The sequence below is a fragment of the Paraflavitalea soli genome, assembly GCF_003555545.1.
Classification (GTDB): domain Bacteria; phylum Bacteroidota; class Bacteroidia; order Chitinophagales; family Chitinophagaceae; genus Paraflavitalea; species Paraflavitalea soli.
In genome coordinates, this window is record NZ_CP032157.1 from 2,574,657 (window position 1) to 2,588,014 (window position 13,358).

At 48.0% G+C, this 13,358-nt stretch carries 15 protein-coding genes; 2 read left to right on the plus strand and 13 right to left on the minus strand.

Going from position 1 to position 13,358, the window contains the following annotated elements; translation table 11 throughout:
* Nucleotides 1-52: 52 nt before the first annotated feature.
* The 3 genes from D3H65_RS09445 to D3H65_RS09455 are packed head-to-tail and all read right to left on the minus strand — an operon-like array spanning nucleotide 53 to nucleotide 2,253.
* Complete coding sequence (locus D3H65_RS09445) at nucleotides 53-1,120, minus strand: lysylphosphatidylglycerol synthase transmembrane domain-containing protein (RefSeq protein ID WP_119050072.1); 1,068 nt, start codon at nucleotides 1,118-1,120, stop codon at nucleotides 53-55.
* 48 nt (nucleotides 1,121-1,168) lie between these two features.
* Nucleotides 1,169-1,384, minus strand: a complete 216-nt coding sequence (locus tag D3H65_RS09450) for a YgaP family membrane protein (RefSeq protein ID WP_119050073.1) — start codon at nucleotides 1,382-1,384, stop codon at nucleotides 1,169-1,171.
* Nucleotides 1,385-1,413: 29 nt separating this feature from the next.
* Entirely contained in the window at nucleotides 1,414-2,253 is an 840-nt protein-coding gene (locus tag D3H65_RS09455) for a universal stress protein (RefSeq protein WP_119050074.1), read from the minus strand.
* A 290-nt stretch (nucleotides 2,254-2,543) separates the two neighbouring features.
* On the opposite strand from D3H65_RS09455, the gene D3H65_RS09460 reads away from it, so the two are divergent.
* Nucleotides 2,544-4,916, plus strand: a complete 2,373-nt coding sequence (locus tag D3H65_RS09460) for an ABC transporter permease (protein ID WP_119050075.1) — start codon at nucleotides 2,544-2,546, stop codon at nucleotides 4,914-4,916.
* 27 nt (nucleotides 4,917-4,943) lie between these two features.
* On the opposite strand, the gene D3H65_RS09465 is transcribed toward D3H65_RS09460, so the two are convergent.
* From D3H65_RS09465 to D3H65_RS09505, 9 genes are all read right to left on the minus strand, one after another.
* Nucleotides 4,944-5,864: a helix-turn-helix domain-containing protein gene (locus D3H65_RS09465; protein ID WP_119054454.1), complete on the minus strand. Its 921-nt coding sequence runs from the start codon at nucleotides 5,862-5,864 to the stop codon at nucleotides 4,944-4,946.
* Between the two features lie 61 nt (nucleotides 5,865-5,925).
* Complete coding sequence (locus D3H65_RS09470) at nucleotides 5,926-6,768, minus strand: SDR family NAD(P)-dependent oxidoreductase (protein WP_119050076.1); 843 nt, start codon at nucleotides 6,766-6,768, stop codon at nucleotides 5,926-5,928.
* A gap of 84 nt (nucleotides 6,769-6,852) precedes the next feature.
* Nucleotides 6,853-7,611, minus strand: a complete 759-nt coding sequence (locus D3H65_RS09475) for a DUF72 domain-containing protein (protein WP_119050077.1) — start codon at nucleotides 7,609-7,611, stop codon at nucleotides 6,853-6,855.
* Nucleotides 7,612-7,857: 246 nt separating this feature from the next.
* A complete protein-coding gene (locus D3H65_RS09480) occupies nucleotides 7,858-8,919 on the minus strand; it encodes an acyltransferase family protein (protein ID WP_119050078.1) in 1,062 nt (353 codons plus the stop codon).
* Between the two features lie 27 nt (nucleotides 8,920-8,946).
* Nucleotides 8,947-9,534: an ankyrin repeat domain-containing protein gene (locus D3H65_RS09485; RefSeq protein ID WP_211345657.1), complete on the minus strand. Its 588-nt coding sequence runs from the start codon at nucleotides 9,532-9,534 to the stop codon at nucleotides 8,947-8,949.
* Nucleotides 9,535-9,637: 103 nt separating this feature from the next.
* The gene (locus D3H65_RS09490) at nucleotides 9,638-9,844 is read right to left on the minus strand and encodes a helix-turn-helix domain-containing protein (RefSeq protein WP_119050079.1); all 207 of its coding nucleotides are present in this window, start codon (nucleotides 9,842-9,844) and stop codon (nucleotides 9,638-9,640) included.
* 2 nt (nucleotides 9,845-9,846) lie between these two features.
* Nucleotides 9,847-10,389 (minus strand): DUF2975 domain-containing protein, encoded by a 543-nt coding sequence (locus D3H65_RS09495; RefSeq protein WP_119050080.1) that lies wholly within the window; start codon nucleotides 10,387-10,389, stop codon nucleotides 9,847-9,849.
* A 206-nt stretch (nucleotides 10,390-10,595) separates the two neighbouring features.
* The gene (locus D3H65_RS09500) at nucleotides 10,596-11,309 is read right to left on the minus strand and encodes a pilus assembly protein N-terminal domain-containing protein (protein ID WP_162915521.1); all 714 of its coding nucleotides are present in this window, start codon (nucleotides 11,307-11,309) and stop codon (nucleotides 10,596-10,598) included.
* A gap of 122 nt (nucleotides 11,310-11,431) precedes the next feature.
* A complete protein-coding gene (locus tag D3H65_RS09505; protein WP_162915522.1) occupies nucleotides 11,432-11,980 on the minus strand; it encodes a hypothetical protein in 549 nt (182 codons plus the stop codon).
* A 109-nt stretch (nucleotides 11,981-12,089) separates the two neighbouring features.
* On the opposite strand from D3H65_RS09505, the gene D3H65_RS09515 reads away from it, so the two are divergent.
* Nucleotides 12,090-12,500: a putative quinol monooxygenase gene (locus tag D3H65_RS09515; RefSeq protein ID WP_162915523.1), complete on the plus strand. Its 411-nt coding sequence runs from the start codon at nucleotides 12,090-12,092 to the stop codon at nucleotides 12,498-12,500.
* Between the two features lie 228 nt (nucleotides 12,501-12,728).
* On the opposite strand, the gene D3H65_RS09525 is transcribed toward D3H65_RS09515, so the two are convergent.
* Nucleotides 12,729-13,343 carry an SCO family protein gene (locus D3H65_RS09525; protein ID WP_119050084.1) on the minus strand — a complete coding sequence of 205 codons (615 nt, stop codon included), beginning with the start codon at nucleotides 13,341-13,343 and terminating at the stop codon, nucleotides 12,729-12,731.
* Nucleotides 13,344-13,358: the final 15 nt, after the last annotated feature.

Below are 13,358 nucleotides of genomic sequence, written 5' to 3' on the forward strand. Positions count from 1 at the left end.
ACCAAATACGTGTAAGCTACTGCCTGCCAGCGGGGAAATCCAATGACCGCAATCAGTAGTGACTGTGATGGAGAACACCAGCATCCGGCCGGTCTGCCTGTTTTTTCCACCGGCGGAACAAGACCAATCCAATCGGTATCGGAAGCCAGAAGGACAATAACCTGTACAACAGGGTAATGACAACAGCATGAGTAGCCGGCACACCCAATGCGATTAGAAAATAACCCATGGTTCCTTCGTACAATAGCAAACCACCGGGCAGAAAAGGCATCAAGGTCGCAATCCTTCCCCCTGCCAAGGCAAGCAAACAGTAGATGGGGTGAACAGGCATACCCAATCCGACTGACAGGGTATAAATGGTAGCAGCATCAGCGGCCACTACCAGCAATTGCCACCAATAGGACAGGACCACTGCCCGGCGATGGATCTGTAAAAGATAATGGATGTCAAATACACCTGTACTGCCATGACGTAACATAGGAGTGAACTGGCTGTTTTTTTGCCAATGCCGCAGCATGCGCCATTTTTTCAACTTTGCCAGTATCGATTGCATCCAGTGGCCCTTGCCTGCCATGACCACGCCAATACCAAACAATAGATATACGCCCATACCCACCAGTAGGATAATGGCTACTTTATTGTCCACACGATATAGGAAATTGTTGCCGGCCAGTAGTAGCAGGAAAAAAGATTCCATAGCAGCATAGAAGATTATAAGCTCGGAAAGGATCAGGGAAAACACGGTCTGCGAATCAAGTCCAAAGCGTTCCAGCAGGCGGTACATAAAGGCATTACCACTGATCCCTGCACTGGGCACGGTTTCGTTGAAGAACAGGGAAATAATGCAGGACTTTGTCATGGTCCACTGATCCGGTACCCTGGCCCTGACATCGGTATGTAAAAGAGTAAGGTATACCTGTGCATTAAGCCAATAAGTTAAGCTTTGAGCGGCAATAGCCAATAACAGCCACCAAGCATTTACTTTCCGCAATAAGCGCAACTCCTGCCCGATTGCCGGCAGGTTATAAAAAACTATAATGGCTACTAATACAAATAGTACAAACCACCCCAACAATTTGACTCCAGACAGGGGCAATCCTGCATGTTGATCATCGGCCATAATTATCAATTACGGGTAGAACTTGCACCCAAAACAGCTCCTGAACAACTAACTGTGTTGCTTCCTGATCCGGCAGGAATTGATGCCAAGCAAGCTATATAGTGGACACAAGCCTATCAAGCTGGTCAATACAAACACCATGCTTACCACCAGCAAAACAATGCCCCAAATGCCGGTTACCACCTGGTTGTAATACAGATAAACCATCAAGGCGGCCAACAATAGACGAACTATGCGGTCCGCTGCTCCCATATTCTTTTTCATATCATTTTTTTAAAGTATTGTATAAAAAATTATAGCCCGGTCCTTATTCTTGGTGCATGCAATGCCATCAGGGGCACATGGCTGTGCAATACAAACTGCCGGGTGTGGCTCTTGTGCAGTAAAGCATTGATCAGGCTTTTCCGTTTGGGTAAAACGATCAGGAGGTCGACATGGATCTTCTCGGCAAAGTCGAGAATACCCTGGTCTACATCATCAGTGCTTAAAAAATGAAATTTTAAGGATTGTGGTTTCAGCTTTTCCTGAAGCAATTGTGAAGCTGCTTTTACCTCAGGATCATAGATGGTTTTGCTGCCAACATTCAATATGTGCAACCCGGCCTTAAAATCCTTGAGGAGCGTAGCTATTTCCTGGAAGGGGACAGTTTCGCGTACCAATTCCAGGTCGCAGGCCAGTCCAACTTGTTGAATACCACTAAAGGTGGTATCGGCGGGCACGGTAAGAACCGGCCATTCCAGGTGCTTTAAGGTATGCACCGCATTGCTACCGAACAGTATGCGCCCGGCGGCCGTTTTTCCGGTACAACCGATCACCACCGCATAAGGTTTTTTCTCTTCACACACCCTTTCGAGGGTACTGAAATAACTTCCCATGTATACCTGACCACGGATGGATAACTTTCCTTTCGTCTCCTGTTCGAGCTGAACACGCAACTTTAACAAAGCAGCTTCCGCATCCTCCTGCCATCGGCCAATATCCACCGGCAGGCTGATATCGCCATAGCTGGCGGGTAGTTCATACGCATGCATCAGGTAAAGTTCTGCCTGTACAACCAAAGCCATCGAAGCGGCATAGGAAGCAGCATGGGCAGCAACAGTTGAAAAATCCGTAGCTACAACGATCGTTCCCATAATATTGATTTCCCATAAAGCTACCAGCAGTACAATATCTACCCAATGATTACCGGCAGCGTATTACCTGATAAAGATCATCGTCGCTTTGCTTACCCGGAGAATTGCCCAGGTTTGTATGAAGACAAACTCAACACCCTGCACCCTGTATCAAAATCGCACAATGGCTGTAGCAGAAACGAACAGATTCGTATGTTACACCTTTCTACTACGCTATATATCAACCAGATAACGCATGGCATAGGGTTCGCAATGCTAAGCCCGGTTGTTTCACCCAAAACAAATGCGCTATGCTGAAGAATTATTTTAAAACAATTTTCCGCAACCTGTGGAAGAACAAGGCTTATAGTTTTCTAAATATCGCAGGGCTTGCCATCGGTATCACCAGCGCCGCGCTGATCGGTATCTGGGTGGAAGATGAGACCAGCTTCAACCACAATTTTGAAAAGCATGATCACCTGTACCGGGTGATGCAAAACCGGAAAAACGATGCCGGCATCAACACCAGCGGCGCTACACCCGGGCCGTTGGCGGCAGCGTTGAAGAATGATATACCGGGCATCAGGAACAGCGGCCGCCTTAGCTGGTCCATGGACCAAAAGGTAGTAGTGGGCGACCTATCCACCAAGGAAAAAGGCATCTATGCCGATCCCTCTGTTCTTACCATGTGCTCCCTGAAATTTAAATATGGCAAGGCCGATGGCGCCCTGAAAGACCCTAACAATATCGTGATCAGTGAAACGTTGGCCGGGAAGTTTTTTGGCAAGGAAAACCCTGTTGGCAAAACCCTGAAAATGGATGCCAATGGCGCTTATAGCGTAGATGGTCTTTATACGGTAACAGGTGTCTTTGCCGATCTGCCTGCCAACTGTTCCTATCATTTTCAATGGGTATCGCCTTATGAAACCTGGGAGAATGCCAATGACTGGCTGAAGCCCTGGAGCAATGCGGTGATAGAAACCATGGTGGAGTTGAATGATCCGGCTGATGCCGCTTCCATCAATAGAAAGCTGATTGATTACCTTGGCACCAAAGTGGACGGCGCCAAAAACCAGTTGTTCCTTTTTAGCATGGATGATTGGAACCTGCGCAACCACTTTGAGAATGGCGTGCAAACAGGCGGCACCATACAATATGTGCGTTTATTTACTTTAATCGGGATCATCATATTGCTCATTGCCTGCATCAACTTTATGAACCTGGCCACGGCCCGCAGTGAGCAGCGCGCCAAAGAAGTAGGGGTACTAAAAGTAATGGGGGCCGGTAAGGGCCGGCTGATCGGCAAGTTCATGGGCGAATCGGTGATCATGTCGTTGATGGCCGTATTGCTTGCCATCGTATTGCTGTACCTGCTGATGCCAGCTTTCAACAGCCTGGTGGAAAAGCAACTGTCACTTAATTTGTTTACCCCCTCCCATATCACCGCCTTGACCGGTATAGCCGTGCTGGCAGGATTGGTGGCTGGCAGCTATCCCGCCTTTTTCCTGTCTTCCTTTAACCCCGTAAAGGTCTTGAAAGGCATGCGGATAAAAAGCAACAGGGCGGTTGTATTCATACGCAAAGGGCTTGTCATTGCACAATTCAGTGCCTCTGTTATCCTCATCATCGGCACCGTTATTATTTATCAGCAGGTGCAGCATATCAAGAACCGCGACATCGGCTACAATAAAGACAGACTGGTGTATATGAACCTCCAGGGCAACATGAAAGCCCATTTTGGGGTGATCAAAAACAAATTGATCGCTACCGGGTATGTTGAAAATGCAGCGACCAGTCTGCATGACGCCTTGCATATTCATAGCTTTGGGGATGCCTGGTCATGGCAAGGGAAGAACCCCAACCTCAAAATACCCATCCACTCCAATGTAGTGAGTCCGGGATATATGTCCACCATGCATTTAAAGCTGGTAAGCGGCAGGGACTTTTATGAAGGCGGTGCAGACACGAATAAGGTGGTCATCAATGAAAGTCTGGCCAGGCTGATGGGCAATGAAGGGAAGGTAGGCAGTATGTTAAAGACCAGCCGGTTTGACCTGGAGATAGTGGGTGTTGTAAAAGATTTTATCTACAACGATGTATATGGCAGCAGCGCACCGCTCATCCTGATCGGTGGATACTATGGAGCTACCGTGATGGCCCTTCGGTTTAAACCCCAGGTGGACCTGGCACAGGCCCTGGCAAAAACAGAAGCGGTGATGAAAGCAGAGAACCCCGGCTCTCCCTTTGAATACAAATTTGCCGATGAAGATTTCAATGCCCTGTTTGTATCGGAAACATTGATCGGCAAGCTGGCCGGCATTTTTGCCAGCCTGGCTATCTTCATATCCTGTCTTGGTTTGTTTGGCCTCGCAGCTTATACGGCAGAACGCCGCACCAAAGAGATTGGCATACGCAAGGTGCTGGGTGCATCGGTAACAGGAGTAGTTGGGCTGCTGTCTAAGGAGTTTGTTCAATTGGTGGCTTTGTCCTGCCTCATTGCTTTCCCCGTGGGGCAATGGGCTATGCACAACTGGTTGCAGGGCTATGAGTACAGAATTACGATCCATTGGTGGGTATTTGCCTTTGCCGGTGTAGCTGCGCTGGCAATAGCCCTGATCACCGTCAGTTTCCAGGCCATCAAAGCAGCCATTGTAAACCCTGTTAAGAGTTTGAAGGAGCAATAAGATTCCAATAGATACGATAGTGCTGACTCAATTAAAAGACCGCCTGAACTCAAGTGGAGAAAGGGTGGTCTTTGTTTTAAACAGCTTACTGAAAGACTGCGGATGTTCGAAGCCCAGCCCATAGGCGATCTCACTCACCGATAAGGTGGTAGTAGACAGCTGCTCCTTGGCCCTTTCGATCAGCTTGTCGTGAATATGCTGCTGGGCATTCTGACCGGTCAGCGCACGCAGCATATCGCTCAAATAACTGGGAGACAAATGCAGCTGGCCGGCCAGGTACTGAACGGTGGGAATGCCTTTGTCTAAACTATCTTCCTGACTGAAGTAATCTGTGAGGAGTGTTTCCAGCCTTTGCAGCAGATCATGACTGACCACCTTACGGGTAATGAACTGGCGTTTATAAAAGCGATTGGCATAACTCAGCAACAACTCGATCTGCGATATCACCACATCCTGGCTGAAATCATCGATCCGGCCATTCAGCTCCTCCTCCATGATCCTGAAAACAGCCATGATGGTCGCCTTCTCCTGCTCCGACAAGTGCAGGGTTTCGTTGGTGGCATAAGAAAAGAATCCGTACTGCCCGATCTTTTTTGCCAGGGGATAACCCAGGAAGAAATCCGGATGGACCAGCAAGGTATACTCGGAACATACCACGTCTTCATTGTCTGCGGCGCCCATCACCTGGCCGGGCGCGGCGAACAGCAAACCCCCTTCATCAAAATCATAGTAGCCCTGACCATACTTTAATTTACCGCCCAGCCTGGGCTTGTACGACATTTTATAGAACCCCAGTACGTGCTGGTGTGTAGGATCATGAACATCTGACCAGGAGGGTGCTCCATGGAGCAAACTGATCAAGGGATGTTTAGGCTGCGGCATGCCGAAAGCACGATGTGCATCGGACAGTGTCTCAAACCTGATCGGGGATCTCTCGTCTTTTCTCATGTAAAAAGAATTATGATCATAACCGGCAACCGTTTCGATCACCGGTTATGATCCGTTATAATTATTGAGCCAGGGCCTGGGCAGACCTTGCCACGGTATCCCACTCTTCCCACAGGGCCAGTCGCTGTTCATAGACACCCCGCACCCAGGGCAAGGCCTGACTGCCCAAGTGAATCCGCAGCGGTGGATTTTCCGCATCCACCACCTGGAAGAGTGCTGCTGGCGTAGCATTGGGATCACCTTTGTCCAGGTCTTTCAATTGCTCAAAAAACCGGGTTTTATAATCCGTGTAAATGTCCATGCCCGCCGCAAATTTCAAAGAATGCTCACTGCCAAATTCCGTAGCGTAGGCGCCCGGTTCGATAATGGTCACTTTGATGCCAAAGGGGGCCACTTCTTCGGCCAGGCTTTCGTGGATGGCCTCAAAGGCCCATTTCGACGAAGCGTAGTAGCCGACCACCGGCAATGTCACATGGCCCAGGTTGCTGGAAGTGCCCAGGATATGGCCACTCCCCTGCTTCCGCAGCAATGGCAGAGCCGCCTGAATAACAGCCAATGCGCCAAAAATGTTCGTTTCGTACATGGCCTTCACCTCTTCCAGGCTCGCTTCTTCGATAGTGCCCACCATGGCATAACCGGCATTGTTGAGCACTATGTCCAACCGTCCGAAATGGGCATGCGCCTGGGCTACGGCTGTAGCTGCCTGGCCGGGCCTGGTCACGTCTAATTCGAGGGTCAATACATTGGCGCCATACTTTTCCTTCAGTGCGGCTAAACTATCCACATTACGGGCTGTCGCGGCTACCTTATCACCACGTTTCAGCGCCGCCTCGGCCCACACGCGGCCAAAGCCACGTGATGCCCCGGTAATGAACCAAACTTTACTATGCTGTTGCTTTTTCATACTCCTTGTTTTTGCATTTATTGATCCTGCAAAATTCAGGAGGCGCCGCCTGTGCGATGTAGCCTGATTGCGGGCATTTGTAGTCTAATTGCGGATGAGGTTATTCAATGTCATTAGATTCCTGATCGCATCGCCGATGGTATTGTTGAAGTAAACATATACATCTTTACCTTCCCGGCGCCAATGGGAGATCTGTGCTGCCTGGAGCTGTAGATAGTCGTCGGAATAACCACCCCGGTAATCACCGGCAGGACCATGAAAGCGGAGGTATACAAAGGCTGCCTGCTTATTGAGCCGCTTGTTGGCCGACTTTGGTATATCATGCAATACGATGCTGCAGGCATACTCATCGGCCATTTCATAGACCTCGCCAATATACCAGGAGGGATGCCTGAATTCGAGGGCCAGTTTCCAGCCATGGGCCGGTACAATACTTTGCAGGATGCCCAGCAGGTCTTCTACGGGCCCATACTTGTCTACGGTTATGGAAGGAGGGAATTGTATAAGCAGGCATCCTTTCTTCGTGCCTGCCTGGTCTATAACGTCCATAAACCGCAACACATCCTCCTGCTTGTACGCCAAGCCTTTTATATGGGTAATTTCCTGCCAGAGTTTAAACGTGAAGACAAAATCGTCTGGCACCATTTCCGCCCATTTCCTAACGGTGGCTGCCTGGGGTACTTTATAAAACGAACTGTTTACCTCCAGGCTATTGAACATGGAGCTATAATAAGTAAGCCGGCTCTTATCCCTGAATGCCGGGGGAAAAGCCTGTTTATTGGGTACAGGCAATACAAGTCCGCTGGTGCCCGCGCTATATGATCCGATCCGTGATCCCGCCATTCCAATGCTTTATGCCATTACCTGCAAAAATGCCACCAGCCCCTGCCATCCACATTTTTATTATCTTCCGATAGCCAAACTGCATTACCATGATCAACTGATGCAAAATACCTGTACCAGTATACCGGTGCCAGGGAAAAAGGAGATATGGTGTGCTGGCTGCAAACCTTGCCACATGCCGCCAGTGCCAATCATTCCGACATGCCCTGGTTTGTTCAGTACATTAGTTTCTCGAAACTGGCAGGACTATAGACCTTTCCTATTCTTCAACCCAAACAAGGGCCTGATCACCCCTACCCTTCTGATGACAAATTCATAGCACAAAAAACAGCCTGCTACGGTACCTGCCAGGACCAACAGAAACTTCAGGTGTACATCGATATTTAACGGGAATATCAGCAACGATGAGAGGTAGAGAAATACCATATGGATAATGTAGACCGGGTAAGCGGCCTCACTCAGGTAACGCAAGGCCTTGCCGGAATGGTTCAGATATTTGTGCCCAAACGCAAAAACGGAAAAGATCCAGCAATTCGACTCGATGACCAACAGGATATTGGATACCGTCATATTAGGCTGTAATAGCCGCCAGGTATACAATGACGCCGCAGCCACTACAAACAGCCAGCGCCATTTCAACAACATGTTCCAGTAAGCAGTACCAGCCAACACAAAACAAAACCCAAACAGGAAGGCGACCAACCCCAGGAAGAAGCCATGCCAGGTCATCGCATACAACTCGTAAGGCATGGGATCAACCAATAATACTTCTGCTACAAAAACCGCTATCACCACCAGCAGCCAGCCGGGATGACCGGATAGCTTTTTTATCCAGCCAACGATCTTACCTTGTTCATGCCTTTTCAAATAATAAAGAACGGGACACAGCACAACCACATAAATAAAGATATTCCCCAAAAACCAGAGGTGGCCGGGGCCGGGCTGGTAACTCAGCTCCCAGTGATAATAATGTTGCAGGAGGAGCATGTGGAGCGGTACGATCGCAAACAGGCCAAACACAAACGGGATCAGTATCCTCCTTGAACGCTCCAGGAGCAACTGTTTCCAGCTCCTATGCTGCATAGCAAAGTAAACGCCCATACCCGACACAAAGAACAACAACGGTATTCTCCATACATTGAGCATGGCCATGATCGGCCATAATGATCCCAGGGGCTTGTCATTGGTAATAAACCCGATCATCATACCCCAGGGCTGAAAGCCAATGGCCACATGATACAGTAAGAGCAGGCCAATGGCCATCACCCTCAACCAATCAATATCATACCTTCTGTTGATAGCTGACATGTCGTGTACGCATTTATGTGTAATAACTTATTTCAGCAGAACTGCAATTTCCGGCCGGGTCTTTTCGAGGTAGGCATAGTCCAGCTTCAGGCCCATGGGACCAAGCATTTTACCCAGCATATCGTAGACTTTTTTAGCATCGGCAAACGACCCAATCACGGTCTCATAGGCTGTTTGGCCATATTTGTTTTTGATGGCCTTATCGGCTCCTTTTTTCAACAACAGGGATACCAGTTCCGGCCGGCAAAAGAAAGCAGCGGTATGGAGCGCAGTAGAACCATCGTTATTCCGGAAGTTCAGATCGGCGCCGGCATTGATAAGCAAGGTGGCGATATCCGTTTTCCCGAATAAGCAGGCGCTGATCAAGGGACTTGATCCGCCAAAAGGATCTTTCACATTGATATCTGTACCCGCTGCCAGGTGTTGTTTTACCACTTCCATATTACCATTGACAACAGCCGTATGGATATCCATGTCCGGTACTTTGGCCTTCGATGGGGTGGTGTTCTTTTGGGCAGTGGCACTATTGTCCTTGCAGCTTCCCAATACCAGTAAAAAGACAATAACAGCCACCTGCAGGGCGCTTACGCCTGCATCTTTAAATGATCGTATCATACTATAGGTAAATTTTATGATGACATATTCAGAACAGGCAGCACAATACCTGTCCCCTTATTATTCGCAGCAAGGAGCGAAACATCACAGTCTTGGTAAAAAATTATTCTTTCCGGTATTCCAGTATATCACCGGGCTGACAGTCAAGCACCTTACAAATAGATTCCAGGGTGCTGAAACGGATGGCTTTGGCTTTGCCGGTCTTTAGGATAGAAAGGTTGGGCAGGGTTAAACCCACCTTTTCCGATAGTTCATTCAATGAGATCTTTCTTTTGGCCATCATTACATCCAGGTTCACTATGATCGGCATGGCTATACGGTTAAATCGTTTTCTGACTGTATTTCTATTCCTCTTTTGAAAATATGTGCTATGACCAATAAGATGACACCCATAAACAACCAAACGTCGGCCCCACCTAACCGTAACTGTTGGGTGTCTGGCATTTGCACGCCCTGCTTTGCCAGCCACTGCGCGTATTTCATGCCCCAATGGGTGAATACGCCAATCCCCAAAGCCAGGAAGGACATGCTAAAAATAAAGCGCCCCATTTCTTTATTGAACGGTTGTGCCATATCCAGCTTTTTGTCCTTGAGTATTTTCACGATCAGGTAAAACATGATCGCCTTCAACACGCCTTGTATACCCATTAATAAAAGCTGCACTGCGAAATGCCCTTGGTCGTATTGATAAAGCGCCGATAAATGGAAATAGTCAGCAGCATACTTATTGAAGACCAGGGAATAAACGGCATTGAAAAAGAAACTGCCGGCATCAATGCACACGCCGATAAAGATGATCCAGGAAATAATGTATAGCACGGTAAGTATCTGCCTGGTGGTAATAGTAATTTGCATGATCGTCCATTTTGAGGTTGACGATGTGAAATTAGATAAATATTTATCGATAATCAATAAATATTTTGCGAATTGAGCTAAATACTACGCACCATCGCAGCGCCTAGGGGCGCCTAACCTATTACAAGCCAATGCCCTAAAACGCCCCTTCCGGGCACAAAAAAAAACCGTAGACCGTAAGATCGACGAGGCTTTTGCGGCACTCATTACAACAGGGGAACAAAGTTAAAATAACGAATGATGGTCACCCGGGTGATCCCTTTTGTGGGATAGAGGGTTTTGTATTGCACGGTGAGATCCTGTTCAAGGCCCATTTTACGAGGCCCATCGGGACGGATGGTGAACTCTTCGGTAGTATTATTGCGCGTTAAGGTGAGCTTAAGGTTGTGATAAGAATAAGTGCCCTGGCTCCTGGCGCCGCCAAACCTGGCTTCTTCATAGGCAGCAGAATAGTCGGCAAAAGTGAGTCCGTAGAGCATGTCTGCCTTAATGACTTCCTCCTTTAGCTCATCTTTTAATGTCTGGGTCAATAGCGCGTCAGCACAATCGACGGTGACGTTGTTCTGCAGTGTCCCGTTTACCACCCTTCTGCGCCATATGCCCGCCACGGAGATCGCTTCCAGCCGGAAACTGTCGGTGTGATGGGCCTGGTCGGTAATGTGAATGGTGGTGGTACCGGGTATATCGGTAGTAATGTGAAGACGGTTATCCTGCAGGGCAACCCTGGCTATGTCGGTATTACCTGAAACAACGGTATACTGCGCGGACGCGCCTGCGAGGGTGATCACCGTATCCTGTCCGGCCCAGAGGGTAATTTTATTGGCATCGGGTCTGGGGGCGGCTTCTTCTTTATCTTTCTTACATGATAACAATACAAGGGAACAAAGGATACAAGCAAGGAAAGGTTGGGAAAAAAGCATACAGATTAAATTATTGAGGATGATGGTACGGAGTGCCTGACAGCATAAAGGCTGCTTACGTTGCACGGCGGCTACGCATAGCTGTATACAATTTTTCCTGAGGGTAAGTGTAAGCTGGGAAATTAATGCTGGAGATTTCTTGGCATGGGCGTATTTCCATTATTGCCTGGCGCATAAAAAGGTGAATAGCCATTGTAGGAATGCCTGCCTACGCCAATGCTGCCTGAAATGGAGAATGTTTTGTCGTTGTTGATATACATGAGTCCCATATGGGCAGCTGAATAAGTGCCAAAGTTGTTGTTGGGGTTCATTAAACCATAGTTCTTGATAGCGCCCGGTTGGTAGAACGGACTATTGTAATGGGCAAAAACAGGCGCCACAGAAACGCCTGCGAAGGCGTATACATTATTGGTCAGCTGGCGGTTGATCTGCAATCCCATCGGCGCGGATAAAAAGGAGGCACTACCTCCACTAAAACCAGCAAATCCTGCGGAAATGCCGGCATATTTGGTGAGGAACCATTTCTTTTGAAGGTGATTGGTATCCGCCCCGTGGTTAAACTGCCTGTAGGAAGGCAGCATGCCATTCATAGACCCCAAAAATAAAGGGGACTGGGCCTTTACAAACACAGCGGATAGTAAGATCGCGGCAAAAAGGATTATCCGTTTCATCTCCATAAAGGTAAGCTTCCTTTTTAATAAATACCAGGCCGGCAGAATAAACCACCCGCAGATGCAGGGACCTTGTACCTTTACGGACTGATTCGCTAAACGTTCAACTATGAAAAGAAGCAGGCAGCTACTCCCCCACACCTTACTAATTATTGTTATGGGTATGTTAACAGCTTCTTCGGGCAAACTTTTGGCCCAGGAGAATACCCCTTATGTACGGATTGCCACCATAGTGGTTGACTCAACGCAGCTGGAAAGCTACAAGGCTGCCCTGCAAGAACAGGCGGCAGCCGCCATTAGTAAAGAGCCAGGCGTATTGACTTTGTACGCCGTGTACGACAAAGAACATCCGGCTCATGTAACGGTATTTGAGATCTATGCCAGTGTTACTGCCTACCAATCACATATTAAGACACCCCATTTCCTAAAATATAAGTCTACTGTAGAGAAAATGGTGAAGTCGCTTGTCCTGACGGATGTAGTTCCTATTGCCCTTGCCACGAAGCCAGGACAACCATGAACCCGGCAGGGAGTGAACGGATTTAATTACTTTTTAACCACCTATTATGGCATACTGCCATACATGAACACCTCAACGGGAAAGTGGTAGACTGGATGGAGCAGGTGACGGAGGAACAATACCAGCTCATTAAATAATACACGAGAAGAATAAGATCAAAGAAACTGTCCTCCTGATCTGATAAACCAGGAAGTCAGTCTCTTTGAAGATCAGTAATCCTAACAACAGCTACTTCAATAGTCGCCTGGTATCAATTATCAGTTGTTTAATACCAAGACTATCGGTAGCATCATAAAATCCACGGATACGGCGCTCTCCATCGAGCAAGGCGACCTTCTCCGTATGGATAAAGTCTTCTGCTGTTCCGCTCAGGCGGGCATCTTCCACCGCCAGTAAATATTCCTGCCTGGCTGCTTTGTATAGTTCATCCTTATTGCCTGTTAAGAACTCCCAGGCAGGCGCCTCAGCCTTTAACTGTTTTGCATAAGCAGCCAGTACGGGCACAGAATCGGTTTCCGGATCAACGGTATGGGATAAGATCATGAACTGCGGTTCTCCCTTAAAAGTTTGATACACGCTGGTGAGGTTCTTATTCATGATCTTACAAATGCCGGGGCAGGTAGTAAAGAAATACTCTACAACGGTCACTTTTCCTGTGACGTCCTTTTCGGTGATCGTTTTGCCCTCCTGGTTGGTAAAGGAAAAACTGCCGGCCACATGATCCGGTTCTCCCAATATGGGCAGGGAATTCTTTTTTACAATACCGGCGCCAATGAAAAAAAACAATCCTATTATGGAAACGGTTACGATCAATAAGGTGACTATCCTTGAAAGTGGTGTCATGGTACATCATTAAAT